The organism is Anaerococcus sp. AH8042_DFU013_CI05 (genome assembly GCF_047936775.1).
Lineage (GTDB): Bacteria > Bacillota > Clostridia > Tissierellales > Peptoniphilaceae > Anaerococcus.
In genome coordinates, this window is record NZ_CP175954.1 from 299,618 (window position 1) to 318,215 (window position 18,598).

The following is an 18,598-nucleotide window of genomic DNA, read 5'->3' on the forward strand; positions in this document are numbered from 1 at the left end:
TAAGATATGAATTTAATTGTAGATCATGTAATAAAAAATTACGATAATACTGTGTTAGATAATATAAATCTAGATCTTAAGGAACCAGGTGTTTATTTGATAGCAGGTCCAAACGGTAGTGGGAAAACAACTTTATTGGAGATAATAGCGGGGCTTCGTAAAGCGGATAGCGGAGAAGTTTTAATAAGTGGCTATAAAGCAGGAAGTTTAGAGGCGAAAAAAGAGCTAGGATTCTTATGTCAACAAAATGGTTTGAGAAAAACAATAAAATTAAAGGAAGAAATGGCTCTAATAAAAGATATTTTTCAAATTGAAGTTAATGATATTGATTATTTAAAAAGATTTAATCTGGAAAAATATTATAACAATAAAACAACTACTCTTTCTGGAGGTACAAAAAGACGTTTTTTAACAGCTATTCTTTTTTTAGCACAGCAAAACATTATCATGCTTGATGAACCAGTATCAGGACTTGATACATATAGTAGAGATGAGATTTGGAATACAATTAGAGAATACGGAAAAGAGCATATTGTAATTGTTTCTGATCACTACTTAAATCAAGCAAGACTCTATTCTGATACAATAATTTTACTAGATAATGGAAGAATAGTAGCAAAAGATACTTTTGAAAATATAAGAAAAAAATGTCCTTACGAGAAATTAATTAAAGTTAGACATAACAATGTTGCTCCCATAAAGCAAATCATAGAAGAATTGGGTGGCACTTCCGAAATTAAAGTATCAGGAACTGTTCATAATTTCTATATAAGAAATAATGTTGATCAGATTCAAAACAAAGTGAAAGATTTAAAAGTATCAGTTCATGATTTGGATTTAGAAGACATATATTTTTATTTAACTGGTAAAAAGAGTCATTCTGAGGAGATTATGTAATGAATAAAATAAAACCATATTTAAAAATGGAAATGATTGCTTTATCACGTGAATATGTTTCCCTTTTCTTTATGATAGTTTTACCTATGGTGCTAACAATAGTTTTTGGTGGTACTTTCGGTGATGAAGTAACCAAGTACGGTTCCGATGTATTAGGGATAGACACAGTAATTCCTGTAAATATAGTATTTTTATTAGCAAATACTGGTTTAATGGGGATTCCAATAACAACGCTTGAAGCAAAAGATCAAGGAGTTTTAAAAAGGTATATGACCTATCCTGTATCTTATGGGATGTATTTCTTATCACTTATGCTAACTTTTATGATTGTTTGTTTGCTATCAACATCTCTCTTTGTAGCTGCATCTTTTTTAATATATGATGCGAGTTGGTTTATGGATATTAAATCATTACTAATATTCATTGTAGCATATTTTGATATTATGTTTGTATTTTTCATTTTAGGTTATGCATTAGCCTTGCTAATAAAATCAACTAGAACAGCTAGTTTAGTAGCATCGGGAGTATTTATGTTTTTGATATTTACATCTGGGGTTGCTTTGCCAGTAGACTCTTTACCAGAAATTGTACAAAAAGTTGCTCGTGTTTTTCCAATGTATCATTCTATTGAAATAGTTCAAAATGTTTGGATTAATGAATTTTCATTATCTAATAATGGAATAAACTGTCTCTATATGCTTGGTTATACTATAATTGCAATACTAGTACTAAAGAATGTGAGGATAAAATGGGATTAAAGATAAAAGTACAAAATCATAAAAAGATTTCTGAGCCATCAGAATTTCAAGTTGAAGACTTCTTAAATTACAGGGAGATGATGAATTATCTAGGATATTTTAACTTGATAAAAAAATTAGATATAGTTTTAGCTCCATATTCAGAACTACCACTTTTTATAGGCAATTGTGAGTTTTCTAATATAGATTATATTTTTAATTATCTTCTTGGTAACACAGGACAATCATTATCCCTTAGTGAATCTATATTTGCTGGAGGAAAGGGATTCACATACTATAAAGCAATATGTTCATCTTTAGGAGAAGCATTTGAAAGACTTATGGCATGTTTTGAATATTTTGAGCAAGAAAATAATTTGGTAGTATCCTCTTACAAGGACTTAGTCAATAAAAATATTAATGCAGCTAATCCTGCAGACTATTCATTATTTGCAAAAGATCAACATGAAGAAAAAAACTTCTTATTTGATAAATTTAATGAAGATAGCATAATTGGATGGGTTCCGATGAAAGAATACAGAACAGATGAGGAAATTCTATTTCCTGCATCCCTAGTTCTAATGTACTACGTTCAACAAGAAAAAAATGAAGATAGGATAGGTTATTCTACATCGGGGGGGCTGACTTCTCATTTTGAATATAATCGTGGAATTTTACACGGGATAGAAGAAATTATTGAACGCCATGAAATTAATTTATCTTGGTATTGTAAAAATCCTCCAAAAGCAATTATATTAGATAAAGTAAAAAATTCAAAGCTTTTAAAGTTTAAAGAATACATAAGAGATAAAAATATTAATTTTTATTTACATAACGTAGATCAAGAAAATTTTCACGTTGTAACTGCTATGTCTTTTGATGAAGATATGACAAAATATTCTTTTAATGCTGGAGGAGGGGTCTCTAATGATATAGAAAGTGCTATATTATCATCTCTAGAAGAATATATGCAATCGATTAATAATACTAGAAAAATTGTTTACGCTCCAAATTGGATAACATCAAAGTTCTCTAACCAAGTTTTAGATGTTCACGAAGGTGATGATCCCAAAAATTTCAAAACTTTTTATCAAGCAGTATCTTACTATGGACTTTCATGTTATAAACGTGAGTTAGATTGGTTTGTTAAAGGAAACGATAAAATTAAATTATCCGAAATACGTAAAGAACAACTAGGTCTTAGCGTTAAAGAATATGTAGAGAAAAATGATATAAAGCCTGTCTACACAGTACTTAAAATGCAAGAGAGATTTAGAAGAATATATATAGCTAAAGTTTATATGAAAGAGTTCTCTACAGCTTTCATTGCAGGAGTCCCGGCTTTAGGTCATAAAGCTTATGAAAAATTCTTACCAAAAGGTGAAAATTTAAATAAGAGAATTTTACCTTTCCCATAATATTTATTAAATAAGTTTTTAGATAAAATCTAGATTAATTTTTCTAAAAACAGAATAATCTTGGTAATACTTTTCTGCTGTAAATAATAAGAAAGGAGAGTCGCTTAATGAAAATTGTAAAGAAAATTGAAGACCAAAAAGACTTCAATGCTAGTGCACTTTCACCAGGTGGATGGTGCTGTAGCTGCTGTTGCTGGTGCTGGGCAAATATATTCAATTAATATATAGTTATATACTGTTAAATTTTTAGGGAATAAAATATAGCAGAAAAGATTACTTATTATGCTTGTCATAATAATAAAATGTCTCCTTAACTTTTAAGCTTAAGGAGACATATTTTATTATTCACTTTAGTGAGTTGAACGAACGAATGTGAGTGAAACAAAAAACCACCCGCTATGCAGGTGGAGGATTTAAGCGCCAGTTTCAAGCCAAAAAATTCTCACTTGATATATAATTGTGATAACCACAAGTACAATTAAAACAAGGAGAATTTAATGGACGAAAATAGTTTATCACACACTAAATGACGATGTAAATATCATGTAGTATTTGCACCAAAATACAGCATATCAGAAATAATGGGATACTTAAAGGGAAAAAGTTCATTAATAATATTTGATCGCCATGCCAATTTAAAATATAAATATGGAAACAGACATTTCTGGTGTAGAGGTTACTATGTTGATATAATAGGACGAAACGAAAAAATAATAAAAGAATATATACAAAATCAATTATAAGAAGATTATTATTTAGATCAAATCAGCTTAAAGGAATACTATGACCCTTTTACGAGTGAGTCATTACCAAAGAGCAAATAAATAACTGCTTAAGCAGTAGCTGGGATAGTGTTGCATATGGAGAAATACTCTAAGGTCCAGTAGGGGCGTGCTGGTATTAGCGCCTTCTAGGCGCTGTGGAACCTACCAGCTAAACTGGTAGTTTTGGTTAGATAAAAATACCTATTTGATTTATATTTCATAGAGATACTTTATGATTTCTAAATCTTTCCTTTTAAAAAATATTAAAAAATGATACAATATCAAAAATATTAAAATGGGGGAGAGATTATGGCAAAAGATATTATAGCAGACCATGCTAGGTGGCCAAGACTTGAAGATGAAATATTTAAAGTAAATAAAGAATGCAAAGAAGCTATAAAAGCAAAAGGAAGAGATAAGGTCATAGACTCAACTCTTGGAACATTGATAGATGATGATGGGAATCTGATTGCATTTGATAGTGTCTATGATACATTAAAAGATATGGATAAAAAGTCAATAGCAGGCTATGGAGCTATTGAGGGAAATGAAGCTTATCTTGACCTCTTAATTGATAATTGCTTTGGCTCTTATAAGCCAGATGCTTATATTAAAGCTGTTGCAACTGCTGGTGGCACTGGAGCTATTAGGCATAGTATTTGGACATTTTTAAATCAAGGTGATTATGTAATATGTCCGAATTGGTATTGGCCGGCTTATCATACAATGTGTGAAGAATTTGATAGGGAATTTAAAACTTATGAGTTTTTAGATGAAGATTTTAACTTCAATCTAGAAGAGTTTACAAATACTTTAGATTTTGCCTTAGAAAAAAGAGATAGGGTCCTTTGTGTATTTAACACCCCTGCCAATAACCCCACAGGTTTTAGTATAAATGATGCAATGTGGGATAGGATTCTTGACGTAATAAGAAAAAGAGCGGTTTCTGGTAAGTTTATCTGCATTCTTCTTGATGTTGCTTATATAGAATTTGCAGGGGATGGATCTCAAAAGAAATTCTTTCAAAAATTTTCATCTTTACCAGAAAATATCATAACAACAATTGCCTATTCTATGAGTAAATCCTATACAGCTTATGGAATAAGAGCAGGTGCTTGTATAATAATTTCATCAAATGAAGATATTGCAAACAGAGCCTTTGATTCGATGAAACATTCAAACAGATCAATCTGGTCAAATATAACCCATGCTGGTATGAATATCTTAGTTGATATAGAAAGTGATGAAAAGAAGAAAAAATCTTATGAAGATGAACTTATTGCAAATAGACGTTTGATTGAAAAAAGAGCTAGTGCTTTTGTAGAAAGTGCAAAAGAGGTGGGCCTTATTCATCTGCCATATTTTGGAGGATTTTTCATTTCAATTCCATGTGAAAATCCAAAAGAAGTTGCCGAAAAATTAAAGGAAAAAGATATGTACATAGTTGCAAATAAAAACGGGCTAAGATTTGCAGTGTGTGCAGTAAGTGAAGAAAAATGTAAAATTTCACCAAAGCTTATAAAAGAAGCTATTGATAAGGTAAACAAATAGAACAAAAACTCAAGCATATTATTTTGCTTGAGTTTTTTTATTTTACATATTTTTAATTAGTTCGAAGAGTTCGATAGCAGCAGCTTTTGGTCCTGCAAATTGCATATTATCAAGTGCTAATTGAGTTCTTATAGTTCCTACCTTAACCTTATTTTTATATAAAGTTTCAAAATATTGGTCTAATAACTTGTCACATTCTTCCATTTTTTGAACAGGACCAAATGGATTTGCAAAATAAGTTTTAACAAGACCTGTTTCTGTAGTAGTTCCTTTGGCAAGTCTTCCACCTCTTTTAAAAATTCTTAAGGCTTCTTTTTTATCATCAATTATTTCTAGTGAAGACTCATTGTCTAAAACTGCTGAGTAGTTATCTGCATAAAGGAAAAAGTCAACTTCATATCCCTTATTTATCTCCTCAAAACTTGCCACAGGCATTATAAGTCTAGAGTTTACTTTATCAGGATTCATAAAAATTGATCTATCAATTTGCTTAAAGGCATAGCCTGCATCAAGGTCATCAAGCCTTACAAAAGCACCTATTTCTGTTCCATAAGCATAAACTTTACCATCTTTTATTCTAAATGATCCCATATCATCAAAAACTATGGTCATCTCTTTTATATAGTCTTTGGCAAGAGATCTAAAGGCTTCTATTGATTCACTTTTTCCTGCTCCGCTATCACCAAGGATTACTATATTTACTGTTTTATCATTTTGTAAAACTATTGAAAGACCAGCACCGTGTATTGGTAAATATCCTTTTTTGATGTTTATTACATTGTTTAAGGTTAGGACCATTTTTTTAAGATAACCAAAATAATCAATCTTATCGCTGTAGGCAATATAGCCAACATATAATTTATTTTCCTCATCATAGTAGAAAGAATTTTTTCTATCACCCTTATCTTTTGGTCCATAAATATAAATGGCATCTGGAGTTTTTTCTTCAATATCTTTAACATCTGCTAGCTCAAATAGGTTGGATGCTGAAACTCCATGGGTAAGAAGGTCTCTATGAAAATATATATAGATTAAATTATCTCCTACCTTTGCTGGATAGCAGAAGAAATGGTCGTAATTTATATCTGTATCAAATATTGGGTTTTCGTAAACTTCTTCAAATATTCCATCTCTTTTATTTGATTTAGTATAGGTAATATATGGAGTTTCAATCATAACTTGAGTTATAAAAGGTATTTTATTTAAGTCTTGATAAATTTCTGGAAAGTCCTTATCAAAATATCTTATCATAATAGAAGCATCAGCTGCTGCAGGTACTTGCCTATAGACTTTTGGCCATTCTCCTATGATAGACATTTCAATTCTTCTGTAGGCTTGTAGGATCATATTTTTTAATTTTTCATTGATCTCAACAAAATTTACAACTCCAACTCCACGAGAATCTTCTTTTTGTTCTATGATTGAGTATCTTTCAAGATTTCTCCAATAGTTATAAAATTCTTCAACTATCTTTAATAGTCCATCTTTTTCCTTGTTTAGGTTATGATATTTGTTTATTTTTGAAGAAACTTCGTCAATATTCATAACTGTAAGTAGCTTTAGGATATCAACTAATTCTCTTGAAAGAGAGTCAACAGATGAATTAATAAAAAATTGTTCTATGTATGCGTAGACCCTTGATGATTCTTCTTTGTGATAGTTTATAAATGATTTTGTTAGTTCAAAGAAAGAATCGCTATTTAAAAGTTCGTTGATATCATTAAAAAATTGTTCCGATAAGTTTAAAATAGACTTGTTTCCTGTAATAGAAAATTCCATACTCATTTTCTTCTCCATTCTTTATTCTTTTCTACTTTTTATTGATAATTTTTATTAATTGTATATCAAAACTTGGCTAAACACAAGGATAAAAATTAAAAAGAATAAATCTCAGCTATTATGAGATTTATTTATTAAATAATTAAATTAAGTGCATCAAATATAGCTTTATACTCTATAAATTGGTACACTTTTTAAGTACAACAAATTAACTGATTCTAGATAAAGACAATATATTATGTATAATATATTTAGAAAATAAGGAGAGTATTATGGCAATGAATATAAATTGGTATCCAGGTCATATGAAAAAGACCAAGGAAGAGATTCAAAATAACTTAAAACTAGTAGACATAGTTTTAGAAATAATAGATGCCCGCATACCAGAATCATCCAGAAATCCTATGCTTGATGAGATTTTGGGAGATAAACCACGTTTAATAGTGATGAATAAATCAGACCTTGCCGATAGTAAGGTAAATAAAATGTGGATTAATAAATTTAAGGGGGAGGGTATACCTGCTACACTTATGAATTCAAAAGAAAAAATAAATGTCTCTAGAATTTATGATTTAGCAAAGGCAGAACTATCTGAAAAGTTTGAGAGAATAGAGGCAAAAAATATTGAAAATAAAGTCATCCGCATGATGATAGTTGGTATACCAAATGCAGGCAAATCTACCTTTATAAATAATGTTGCAAAAAGAAAATCTGCAAATGTAGGAAACCGCCCAGGTGTTACAAAAACTAAGCAATGGATAAAAACAAATGCAAATATTGAACTTCTAGATACTCCTGGGGTTTTATGGCCAAAATTTGATGAGGAAACTGGACTAAATTTATCATATACCCATGCCATAAAAGATGAAATTTTAAATATCGAAGACCTAACTCTTAAGTTTTTAGAAAAAATGAAGGAAGATTATCCAGAAAATCTAAATGAAAGATATGGTATAGATCAAGAAAAACCAGCCCTAGAAATCTACGAAGATATTGCAAGAAAACGTGGTGCAGTCACAAAGGGTGGAGATTTTGACTACACTAGAACTGCAAACATAATTTTAACAGACTTTAGGTCAGGCAAACTTGGAAGAATCACACTAGAACGCCCATGAGATATTCAGAATATAATGATCAAATAAAAAAACAAATATACGAAAAATATACTTATATAGCAGGAGTGGATGAAGTAGGCCGTGGGCCCTTGGCAGGACCTGTTGTAACCTGTGCTGTAATTATGAAAAAAGATTCCAATATCGAAGGCGTAACTGATTCTAAAAAGCTAAAACGTAAGAAAATGTTAGAATTAAAAGAGCAAATCTTAGATGATTCTCTTGCAGTTTCTTATGGCTATGCCAATAATAAAGTGATAGATAAGATAAATATCAGACAGGCGACCCTATTTGCGATGAAAAATGCAGTTGAGAATTTAAATATAAAGCCAGAAATTTTGCTAATAGATGCAGAAAGAATTGACTCAAATATCCCTCAATTAAATATTGTAAAAGGAGATTTAAATGAGTATGCCATCTCTTGTGCGTCAATTTTAGCAAAGATCCGTAGGGATGATATTATGATTAATTTTTCAAAAATCTATCCAGAATATTCCTTTGATACAAATGTAGGCTACGGAACAAAAAAACATTACGAAGCTATTGATAACAACGGAATTACACCTATTCATAGGCTAAGTTTCTTAAAAAAATACTATGCAAAACAGGAAAGTTTTTTATGAGTGAAAAAAGAAAAATAGGGAACTTAGGAGAAGAAATCGTTGCAAAATTTTTAATCGAAAATGGATACGAAATACTCGACCGTAATTACCTAAAGCCCTATGGAGAAATTGATATTGTTGCTATGAAAAATGATATAGTATGTTTTGTGGAAGTAAAAGCTAGAAAAAATATAAAATTTGGCTATCCCAGAGAAGCAGTAAACTTTTATAAACAACAACGCATAGCCAAGGCTAGCCAAACTTATCTAATTGAGAACAATCTTACAAATTATATAATGAGATTTGATGTGGCGGAAGTATTTACCGAAAGTAGAAAGATAAATTATATTGAAAATGCATTCTAAATACACAAATAGAGAAATAATATTATACTTAAACTACATATTTTTAGATAATCGTGTCATTTTAAAGATTAATGAAACCATAGGTTTTGATAATTTTTTTGACAAATCTAGGATAGATTTAGATTTTTTAACAGATAAGATATATGAAAAAATATTTAATGCTAAATCCATGGTAGATTTTAAAGAATATCATGAAAAAGTTATTAAATATGGCTATAACTACGTAACTATTTTAGATGAAGATTATCCAGGAAACCTTAGATATATTGAAGATAGACCTGCTATATTATTTTATAAGGGTGAACTAGATCACGAAAAAGATAAAAACTCCATTGCCTTTGTTGGCGCACGTAAATGCACTGATTACGGCAAATGGGCTTGTAAAACTTTAAGCCAGGGAGTTTCATCAGCTGGAATTACAACTGTATCTGGACTTGCCTATGGCATAGATGCAGTATGCCACAAATCTACATTAGAAGTTTCTGGCAGGACCATAGGAATAATCGGTTGTGGAATAGATAAGATATACCCTAAACAAAACCGTAATTTATATCAAGAACTAGAAAATAAGGGACTTATATTATCAGAATTTCCCCTAGGAACTGAACCAAAGCCTTATAATTTTCCAAGGAGAAATAGAATTATATCCGGTATATCGCTTGCAACAGTAGTTATTGAAGCTAAGGAAAAATCTGGGACAATGATTACAACCAGATGTGCCTTAGACCAAGGTAAAGAAGTATTTGCAGTGCCTGGAAATATAAATTCTATTTATTCCAAGGGTACAAATAAACTTATCCAAGAGGGTAGCAAATTAATTACAAGTACTGAGGATATCCTAGAAGAACTGGATTATCTATTGGATATCAATCAAATAAAATCAAGTATTGATTATTCATCACTTGCAAAAGATGAGCTAGAAATAGTAAGATATATCGAAGAAAATCCAAATGCTACTGCAGACTTACTTGCAGCAAATTTATCATATAATATCGAAGAAATTAATTATCTTTTAACATCACTCGAACTTAGAGATTATATAGAAAATATTGGAAATAATGAATTTACAACAAAGAGGTGAAAAGCTTGGCTAAAAATTTAGTGATAGTAGAATCTCCAACAAAAGCAAGATCAATCGGCAAGATGCTAGGAAGCAATTACAAGGTAATGGCGACCATTGGACATTTGCGTGATTTACCAAAGTCAAAATTTGGTGTAGATATAGAAAATAACTTTGAACCTGAATATATAAAAGTAAGGGGCAGGGCAAAAACTATAAATGAACTTAAAAAAGAAGCAGATAAGGCGGACAAAGTTTACTTGGCAACTGACCCGGATAGGGAAGGTGAAGCTATAAGCTGGCATTTGGAATATCTATTGGGACTTGATCCAGATGATAAAAATCGTGTGGAATTTCATGAAATTACCAAAGAAAATGTAAAAAATGCCATAAAAACTCCAAGGCAAATTGACCAAAATCTAGTAGATGCTCAACAAGCTAGAAGGGTTATGGATAGGATAGTAGGTTATGAAATTAGTCCGATTTTGTGGAAGCGAGTAAAATCTGGACTTTCAGCTGGCCGTGTGCAATCAGTTGCTTTAAAATTAATTGTAGAAAAACAAAAAGAAATAGATGCCTTTGTACCAGAAGAATACTGGACAATCACAGCTGACCATGATTATGACAATACAAAATTTATATCAGAATTTTATGGTAAGCCTAGCAAAAAGGTAAAAATTTCAAACGAGTCTGGGGCTGATAAGGTCTTAGATGCCATAGATAAGGACAATTTTAAGGTAGTAGAAGTTAAAAAGACCAAAAAATCTCGTAAACCACCAAAACCTTACACAACATCAACACTCCAACAAGATGCTTCAAACAAATTGGGTTATTCTACAAAATACACCATGCAATTGGCCCAACAACTATTTGAAGGTATAGATGTAGGAGATGGGTCTGTTGGTTTGATTTCTTATATGAGAACTGACGCTACAAGAATTTCATCAGAAATTGTGGGAGAGTCTTTAAAATATATAAAAGATAAGTACGGAGATAAGTATGCTGGAAAGGGCAATAATCATGGCGGCAAGAAAAAAGGCAGCCAAGATGCCCACGAAGCCATCCGACCAACATCAATTTTTAGAGACCCTATCTCAGTAAAACCATATTTAACCGATCAACAATATAAGCTTTACAAATTGATTTGGACAAGGGTTGTTCAATCGCAAATGACAGATTATGAATATCTATCAACCACAATAAATTTTGATAATAATAGCTTAATTTTTAAATCAAATGGTAAAATCACTATTTTTGAAGGATTTAACAAAATAAGTGGGGGACTTGAAAATGAAAATATACTCCCAGAGCTTAAAGGGGGAGATGTAATATCTGCTACAAAAATAAAAAAAGACCAACACTTTACAAATCCACCAGCAAGATATACTGAAGCAAGTCTTGTAAAAGTCCTTGAAGAATTTGGCATTGGCCGTCCTTCAACTTATTCAGCTACGATAAATCAAATTGTAAATAGAAACTATGTAGAATACGAGGGCAGGTCTATTTATCCAACAGAACTTGGTTTTACGGTAAATGACTTTTTACAAGAAAATTTTGATGACATAATAAATGTAGAATTTACCGCAGATATGGAAAATCAATTGGATAAGATTGCCGAACATAAAATATATTGGAAAGACGTATTGGGCAATTTCTATACTGGTTTTGAAAAAGACATGAAAAATGTCAAAAAAGATGATACAGATTATAAGGTCAAAGATGAAGTTTTAGATGAAAAATGTCCAAAATGCGGTCATGCTCTAGCTATAAAACACGGCAGAAATGGTAAATTTATCGGTTGTACCAATTTTCCAGAATGTGATTTTACAAAATCAATAGTAAAAACTACTGGAGTTACTTGTCCAAAATGCAAAACTGGAGAAATTATCGAAAAAGTTAGCAAAAAGGGTAAAAGATTTTATGCCTGTGATAATTATCCAAAATGCGAATATGCAGTATGGGATCCACCAACAGGAGAAAAGTGCCCAGAATGTGGTGACCTTTTAGTTCATAAGAAAAATAGAAGAGTCGATGAGATAAGATGTGCTAACTGTGATTATATAAAAGAAAAGAAGAGATGAGAATAATTTCTCATCTCTATTAATTTAAAATCTTAAATCTATTTTTTTTATTACATAAAATCTAAATGCTTGGCTGATAATTACTAGTAGAAGGCTTAACCATAAATTATTAGTAATAGCATCAAAGGTAAGGGAGCTTGAGTTGAATGCACTTGAAAGTACAAGTCCTATAACACATCCAATAAGTGGGTTTACTTTTAATAAGTAGGAAATTACAGATGCAATTACTGATATGCTTAAAATATTTAAAACAAATTTCAATAATGCTTCATTTAATGACAGATTCATAGTTGTTTTGCTTAAGGAATCATCCTTAAAACTAGGACTATTTATATATACTCCCACTATAAAATCTACAAATAGCTTTAACATTATTACAGCTATTAACGTGATTATAATATCCTTTAAAAGCAATCCCCAAGCAATATCATTTCTCTTATTACCTAGTTTGCTAGCAGTTGGGAGAATATCGCCCATGGATTGGGCCTGGGACATTGCTACCATAACAACTATGGCTATTATCATCATTCCACTTAAAATCAGCAAAATTGTATTAATTCCACTAGTTCCACTATCTTTCATGATTTCTTGGCCTAAACCAAAATATAATACCAAACTGCCAAAAATAATACCTATAAAGGCACCGAGTAGTCCTCTTAAATCTAGCTTCAAGGAAGCTTTTATAACTTTTGTAATTCCATTCATATTAAACCTCCATATTCAATGACTTAAATAATTCATCAAGTGGCATTGGCTGAACGACAGACTTTGCCCTCAAGTTTTCAAGTTCAGCTCTAGTAAATCGATCATAAACATATGCTATAACTTGTCCGCCAATATTGTTTGTATGTATGATATTCTTACCATCTAGCAAGCTAAGGTCATTAGGATCTAGAGTTATTTTTAGAGAATTTTCTGACAATGCTTCTATAGAATCATTGATTATAATTTTTTGACCCTTTAAAATTATCACATCATCTGCAATCTTTTCTATGTCATTTAAAATATGTGATGAAAGGATAATGGTTGAATTGTCACTATCTTGGTAGGTTAAAATCTTATTGTAAAGAATATCTTTATTTATTTCATCAAGTCCTGTTGCTGGTTCATCTAGATATAGGTATTTTGCTCCAGATGATAGGCCAATTATTGTCCTAAATAGAGATTTATTACCAAATGAAAGTTTATCATATCTTTTCTTTTTATCAATATTAAACAAACTCATCAATTCGTCAAATCTTTTCTGATTAAAATTAGGGGATAGGCTTTTAAAACTGCTAAGTAAAGTTTTTATTTTTTCACCATTTTGGTTTTCAGTTATAAAATCATCACTAATTATTGTTACGCCTTCCTTAAATGATTTATCATTTTTAATGTCAACACCGTTAATTTTTACATTTCCCTCATACTCACATATTTGATTTGATAGGATTTTCATCAAGGTAGTTTTACCTACACCATTTCTGCCCACAAGTCCATAAATCTTTCCATTTTCTAAAGTTAAATTTATTCGATCAAGGACTAGTTTATCCTTATAAGATTTTTTTAGATTTCTAACTTCAATCATTAGATAGCTCCTTATAATTTTTCTCAATTTCTGCAATCAACTCATCTTGACTTATGCCTAACATTTGAATATTTTTTATCAAATCTGGTAGGATATTGGTCAAATATTCATTTTTTCTTTTTTCACTAATAATTTTTTTTGCATCACTTGTTACAAACATGCCCATTCCTCTTTTTTTGTAAAGTATTCCTTCATCAACCAAAATATTAAGTCCTTTCCTAGCCGTAGCTGGATTTATACCATATATATTAGCAAAATCCGTCGTAGAAGGGGATTGGTCTTCTGGATTTAAAAGTTCATCTAGGATTTGATTTTCTACCATTTCTGCTACTTGTTCAAAAATAAGTTTATTAGAATCCATTCATACAGCCTCCTTATCAGTTAGTTACTTAAGTGACTAACTAACTTAATTTAATTATAGCATCTCATTTTTAATTGTCAACTTATTTTTGCAAAAAAAAAAGAACTATCTTTATAGTTCTTTTTATAAATTATCATTATCAATTTTACTCACAATAATTAATATAAGGCCAATCCCCAGTGATGATAATTGAATAATTCCATTTATAGGAATTATGTGGAGTATTCCTAGAATGGCTCCCGAGATTGCTATAAATTTACCTACAAAATTTAAATTTTTTCTTGATTTATCATCCATTTTTCTACTCCTTTTTCTTAACGATATTATTTGAAATCGTAAATGAGATATATCCTACTAATATGCTTACTAATAAAAAAATTATAATAGAGAGCCAAATATTACTTTTGAGATAGCCAATAATTTCTATTAGATTATTTGATACATCTGTGTATATATATAATGAAGCTCCTAAAACATAAAATATAACAGGAATTATAGAAAATAATCTAACCTTAATAGTGCCGTATCTATAATACAAAGGAAGTTGTAGTGAGATTAATATCACATAGAAAATCATACCTAATATGATAGCACAAATTATTTCTTCTGAGCTTGAAACTGTTTTTTTAATAATTAGTACTAATATTAATCTTAGACATACGCTAAGTATAATTCCAATAAAACCAATTATTATCATCAAACCGTATCTTGAACTAATAAAGTCATTTGTTGATACAGGAAGTGATCCATAAAATTTATCTAGATTTTCATTTGTATCAACTTCAAATGGGAGGGATGTTAGTTTCATAGCCATAAGTGTAGCTGCTAATAAAGCAGAAAATATTATGCTACTTGATTGTATGGTCATAATTGATGCTATTAACATATAATATAAAATTGGCAAAAGATATGATTTTATTAAATGCCACTGAATTTTAATTGTAGACACCCTTATCTCCTTTATTTATTCTTATTTTTAAAAATCATTATTTCTTCAATACTAGGACTTAATATTTGAAAATCATCATTTTTAAAATTCGATATATTTTTTGTTTCAATTAATGATTTAAAGCCATAATTAGAAGTTTCATTAGCTATCATAAATTTTTCTATACCTTGGCTTAATTTAGATTTTGGTCCTTGTACAATACGGTAATTTTCTAGAAACATATCTTTTGTTCCACTATAATCAATTTTTCCTTTATTTAAATATATGATGTAGTCAGCTATTTTTTCTAAATCATTGGTAATATGAGTTGAAAATATAACACTATTGCTTTCAGTTTGTACGAATTCTTGTAGTATTTCAAGTAATTCATTGCGAGATATAGGATCAAGTCCAGAAGTAGGCTCATCAAGTATGAGAGTTTGTGAATTATGAGCTAGGGCAACTGCTAGCATCAATTTCATTTGCATGCCTTTTGATAAGGAAGATATAGTTTTTTCTTTATCAAGATCAAATATATCAAGGTAATCCATATATTTTTTATGAGACCAGTGATTATAATATGGACTTATAGCTTCTTCTAGTGTTTCAGCGGTCCAAAAGGAGGGAAAAAAGTTTGAATCAAGTACGATTCCAATTTTATCCTTATAAATGAAACTTTCGTCATTTATTTTATTATCATCCACATATATAGAACCACTTTCAGTTTTTATAATATTTAAGATAGAATTAATTAAGGTGGTTTTACCGGCACCATTTCCACCAATAATCCCCGTTATATAACCCTTTGGAAAAACTGTCGATACATTTAATTCGAAATTTTTGTATTGTTTAATTAACTTATCAATTTTTATTACACTATCCATATTTGCTCCTAATCATTAATTTCAATCTTATATATCATTTCTAGTAATTGTGTTAAATCTTCTAAATCTAGATTAGAAATATTAGCAAGATTTACAGCTTGGGAAAATAAGTTTTCGATTTCGCGGATATATTGTTCTTTAACAATGAGTGACTGAGTATCTCCAACAAAAAATCCACTTCCTTGTACCCCTACTATAAATCCTTCACTTTCAAGTTCAGTATATGCTCTATTTACAGTTAAGATGCTTACCTTTAATTCTTTTGCAAGGCCTCTTAGGGAGGGCAACTGTTCATTGTTTTTTAAATTGCCTTCAATAATTGCTTTAATTATTTGATTTTTAATTTGAATATAAATTGGATCTTCACTTTGCGCATTTATTAGTATATCCATTAAGTTTTTATAACTCCTTATAATAATTGTATAACTGTATATATAACAGTATAACAAATTTATTTAAATTGTAAAGTAAAATATGGCAAAAAAAAGAACCACTTACGTGGTTCTAATTAAAAGTCTTATTTCACAACTACATTTTCATTATGAACATGTGCATGTTCGTTGTGGTATCCTTCTAGTTCTGATGTACAATTTGGACATCTTGTTGCAGAAATATCAATTTCTGTTTTACAGTAAGGACATTCTTTTGTAGTTGGTTTATCGCTAACTGGTTCAATTCTATTCATTGATTTTAATATTAAGAATAGAACTAGTGAAATGATTAGGAATGTTATAATAGCGTTAATTAAGTTACCAAATTTAAGTGTTGCACCACCTACATTTACTACTAGGTCTTCAAAATCAACACCTGCAGTTAATCCTGTAATAATTGGCATTAATAAATCTTCAACAAGTGAATTAACTATTGCTGTGAATGCAGAACCCATGATGATACCAACGGCCATGTCTAAAACACTACCCTTTTGGATAAAGTTTTTAAATTCTTTCCACATAATATTTCTCCTTTCAGAAATTTGTCAATGACACTATTATTATACCTAATTTAGGATTTAATAAACATTATTTTTTATTTGACTAATATAAATAATTTTTATAAGATAAAGCTACAGAGGTTATTATGAAAAATTTATTGGTTGATGATGAGTTTTATGATAAAATTAAAAATTATGCTGTCCTGATTCCAATTATAGAAGTGGATGGCAAAGACCATATACTTTTTGAAGTAAGATCTAAAAATATTCCCCAGCCAGGAGAAGTGAGTTTTCCAGGTGGGAGAGTAGAAATGGGTGAGACTTTTGAACAAGCGGCTGTAAGAGAAACTATGGAAGAGCTATTGCTTGATTATGAAGATATTGAGTATCAAGGATATTCTTCTATGATTTTAAATACATCTTATATGCATGTTAAATCTTTTTATGGCAGAATACATAAAAAAATCGAAGAAATAAAGTATAATGAGGAAGTAGAAAAAATTTTTGCAGTTGATATCGACTATTTAAAAGAACATAGACCAAAAGTTTATCACACTCCGTCAAGGTGGGAATTCCCAGATGATTTTCCATTTGATAAAATACCAAATGGCAGAGAATATAAATTTTGGACTGGATTTAATGATATTTATTTTTATGATACAGAGCCAGTAATATGGGGATTAACTGCAAAGCTACTAAATAATTATATAGAAAGTTTAGATTAATATGAGAAATGATATTAATAACAAACTCATCTCATATTCCAAAACTAATGATGCAATTGAATCGATGTTTTGCATCAAAGATGAAAACTACGATTCGTTTTACAAGGTTTATACAATTGTAAATGACATTATAATTGGAAAGCTTGAAGAAGAATTAGTGGGCCTATTTGATGATGTTGTACTAGTAAATAGAATAAAAGAAGAGTTTACAATCGATAAATCTAAGGTACCTTTTACAAGTATAAATATTTACAAAAAAGACAATACTAAAATTACTGAAAGCATTATTTCTAGTGATTATGCAGATGTTTTTGTAAAAAAATTGCCTAAGGAAATTCAGTTTATCTATAACAAACCAGGTGTTGATAGACTAGATATTAATGATAATTTTAGGTACGAATCTCCAAAAGAATATGAATTTACATCAACAATCAGAAATTTCTTTGCAAATGCTATTGAAGTTTCACTATATATAACAGAAAAAGATGAAATTGCGGCAAGCCTTAAAATGGAAGAATTAAGAAGCTACTTATTAGCAATGATTGATTTTTATGTAAAAGAAAAATATGCTTATACAATGGATAAAGGATATGACGGGCAAAAGCTTAAAAGTACTTTAGATATCGACACAAAAGAAAATTTCCTTTTGACCTATCATCATGAGGACTTGATGGATATATATAATTCACTCTTTAAGGCCTGTGTCCTATTTAGAAGACTTGCTATGAATATGTGTAATGTTTTAGGTTATGCTTATCCAAAAGAAATAGATGTAGAAAGCCTTAAGATTTTAAGAAGTAATTATAAAAAACTTGAGTCATTCTTAAGTTAGGGGT

20 protein-coding genes and 1 pseudogene are annotated in these 18,598 nt (G+C 30.0%); 12 read left to right on the top strand and 9 right to left on the bottom strand.

Annotated elements, in window-relative coordinates; all coding sequences use genetic code 11:
- Positions 1-6: 6 nt before the first annotated feature.
- The 5 genes and pseudogenes from ACKRLN_RS01570 (at position 7) to ACKRLN_RS01590 (ending at position 5,367) form a co-directional block, all read left to right on the top strand.
- Positions 7-897 (top strand): ATP-binding cassette domain-containing protein, encoded by an 891-nt coding sequence (locus ACKRLN_RS01570; RefSeq protein ID WP_296143200.1) that lies wholly within the window; start codon positions 7-9, stop codon positions 895-897.
- The gene (locus tag ACKRLN_RS01575; RefSeq protein WP_296143202.1) at positions 897-1,655 is read left to right on the top strand and encodes an ABC transporter permease; all 759 of its coding nucleotides are present in this window, start codon (positions 897-899) and stop codon (positions 1,653-1,655) included. The genes ACKRLN_RS01570 and ACKRLN_RS01575 overlap by 1 nt, the downstream gene beginning before the upstream one ends.
- Complete coding sequence (locus ACKRLN_RS01580; RefSeq protein WP_203127596.1) at positions 1,646-3,052, top strand: YcaO-like family protein; 1,407 nt, start codon at positions 1,646-1,648, stop codon at positions 3,050-3,052. The genes ACKRLN_RS01575 and ACKRLN_RS01580 overlap by 10 nt, the downstream gene beginning before the upstream one ends.
- A 497-nt stretch (positions 3,053-3,549) precedes the next feature.
- Positions 3,550-3,876, top strand: a pseudogene (gene tnpA / locus ACKRLN_RS01585) (IS200/IS605 family transposase).
- 249 nt (positions 3,877-4,125) lie between these two features.
- Entirely contained in the window at positions 4,126-5,367 is a 1,242-nt protein-coding gene (locus ACKRLN_RS01590) for an aminotransferase class I/II-fold pyridoxal phosphate-dependent enzyme (RefSeq protein WP_416335040.1), read from the top strand.
- Between the two features lie 42 nt (positions 5,368-5,409).
- On the opposite strand, the gene ACKRLN_RS01595 is transcribed toward ACKRLN_RS01590, so the two are convergent.
- Positions 5,410-7,152 (bottom strand): phosphoenolpyruvate carboxykinase, encoded by a 1,743-nt coding sequence (locus ACKRLN_RS01595; RefSeq protein WP_416335041.1) that lies wholly within the window; start codon positions 7,150-7,152, stop codon positions 5,410-5,412.
- A gap of 272 nt (positions 7,153-7,424) precedes the next feature.
- Between ACKRLN_RS01595 and ylqF the strand changes: the two genes are divergently transcribed.
- From ylqF to topA, 5 genes are read left to right on the top strand one after another with little or no spacing between them, the layout of a single operon-like run.
- Entirely contained in the window at positions 7,425-8,261 is an 837-nt protein-coding gene (ylqF, locus tag ACKRLN_RS01600; RefSeq protein ID WP_416335369.1) for a ribosome biogenesis GTPase YlqF, read from the top strand.
- Entirely contained in the window at positions 8,258-8,881 is a 624-nt protein-coding gene (locus ACKRLN_RS01605; RefSeq protein ID WP_416335042.1) for a ribonuclease HII, read from the top strand. The genes ylqF and ACKRLN_RS01605 overlap by 4 nt, the downstream gene beginning before the upstream one ends.
- Positions 8,878-9,225: a YraN family protein gene (locus tag ACKRLN_RS01610; protein ID WP_203127600.1), complete on the top strand. Its 348-nt coding sequence runs from the start codon at positions 8,878-8,880 to the stop codon at positions 9,223-9,225. Before ACKRLN_RS01605 ends, ACKRLN_RS01610 begins: the two co-directional genes overlap by 4 nt.
- Positions 9,215-10,306: a DNA-processing protein DprA gene (gene dprA / locus ACKRLN_RS01615; RefSeq protein ID WP_416335043.1), complete on the top strand. Its 1,092-nt coding sequence runs from the start codon at positions 9,215-9,217 to the stop codon at positions 10,304-10,306. The genes ACKRLN_RS01610 and dprA overlap by 11 nt, the downstream gene beginning before the upstream one ends.
- A 5-nt stretch (positions 10,307-10,311) precedes the next feature.
- Positions 10,312-12,366 carry a type I DNA topoisomerase gene (gene topA, locus ACKRLN_RS01620; RefSeq protein WP_416335044.1) on the top strand — a complete coding sequence of 685 codons (2,055 nt, stop codon included), beginning with the start codon at positions 10,312-10,314 and terminating at the stop codon, positions 12,364-12,366.
- Between the two features lie 24 nt (positions 12,367-12,390).
- On the opposite strand, the gene ACKRLN_RS01625 is transcribed toward topA, so the two are convergent.
- The 8 genes from ACKRLN_RS01625 to mscL form a co-directional block, all read right to left on the bottom strand.
- Positions 12,391-13,071: a hypothetical protein gene (locus ACKRLN_RS01625; protein ID WP_296142329.1), complete on the bottom strand. Its 681-nt coding sequence runs from the start codon at positions 13,069-13,071 to the stop codon at positions 12,391-12,393.
- 1 nt (position 13,072) lies between these two features.
- A complete protein-coding gene (locus tag ACKRLN_RS01630) occupies positions 13,073-13,933 on the bottom strand; it encodes an ATP-binding cassette domain-containing protein (protein ID WP_416335045.1) in 861 nt (286 codons plus the stop codon).
- Positions 13,926-14,294, bottom strand: a complete 369-nt coding sequence (locus ACKRLN_RS01635) for a GntR family transcriptional regulator (RefSeq protein ID WP_203127604.1) — start codon at positions 14,292-14,294, stop codon at positions 13,926-13,928. Before ACKRLN_RS01635 ends, ACKRLN_RS01630 begins: the two co-directional genes overlap by 8 nt.
- A gap of 123 nt (positions 14,295-14,417) precedes the next feature.
- Positions 14,418-14,591: a hypothetical protein gene (locus tag ACKRLN_RS01640; RefSeq protein WP_203127605.1), complete on the bottom strand. Its 174-nt coding sequence runs from the start codon at positions 14,589-14,591 to the stop codon at positions 14,418-14,420.
- A 4-nt stretch (positions 14,592-14,595) separates the two neighbouring features.
- Complete coding sequence (locus tag ACKRLN_RS01645; RefSeq protein WP_416335046.1) at positions 14,596-15,243, bottom strand: ABC-2 transporter permease; 648 nt, start codon at positions 15,241-15,243, stop codon at positions 14,596-14,598.
- Positions 15,244-15,254: 11 nt separating this feature from the next.
- Positions 15,255-16,106, bottom strand: coding sequence for an ABC transporter ATP-binding protein (locus tag ACKRLN_RS01650; RefSeq protein WP_416335047.1), 852 nt, complete (start codon positions 16,104-16,106; stop codon positions 15,255-15,257).
- 8 nt (positions 16,107-16,114) lie between these two features.
- Positions 16,115-16,498 (bottom strand): GntR family transcriptional regulator, encoded by a 384-nt coding sequence (locus ACKRLN_RS01655; RefSeq protein ID WP_203127608.1) that lies wholly within the window; start codon positions 16,496-16,498, stop codon positions 16,115-16,117.
- 125 nt (positions 16,499-16,623) lie between these two features.
- The gene (mscL, locus tag ACKRLN_RS01660) at positions 16,624-17,058 is read right to left on the bottom strand and encodes a large conductance mechanosensitive channel protein MscL (protein ID WP_296142342.1); all 435 of its coding nucleotides are present in this window, start codon (positions 17,056-17,058) and stop codon (positions 16,624-16,626) included.
- A 125-nt stretch (positions 17,059-17,183) separates the two neighbouring features.
- Here mscL and ACKRLN_RS01665 point away from each other — a divergent pair, with 125 nt between their 5' ends.
- Complete coding sequence (locus ACKRLN_RS01665; protein WP_203127610.1) at positions 17,184-17,762, top strand: NUDIX hydrolase; 579 nt, start codon at positions 17,184-17,186, stop codon at positions 17,760-17,762.
- Position 17,763: 1 nt separating this feature from the next.
- On the top strand, positions 17,764-18,594 hold the full coding sequence (locus tag ACKRLN_RS01670) for an aminoglycoside 6-adenylyltransferase (protein WP_416335048.1): 831 nt from the start codon (positions 17,764-17,766) through the stop codon (positions 18,592-18,594).
- The last annotated feature ends 4 nt before the right edge of the window (positions 18,595-18,598 follow it).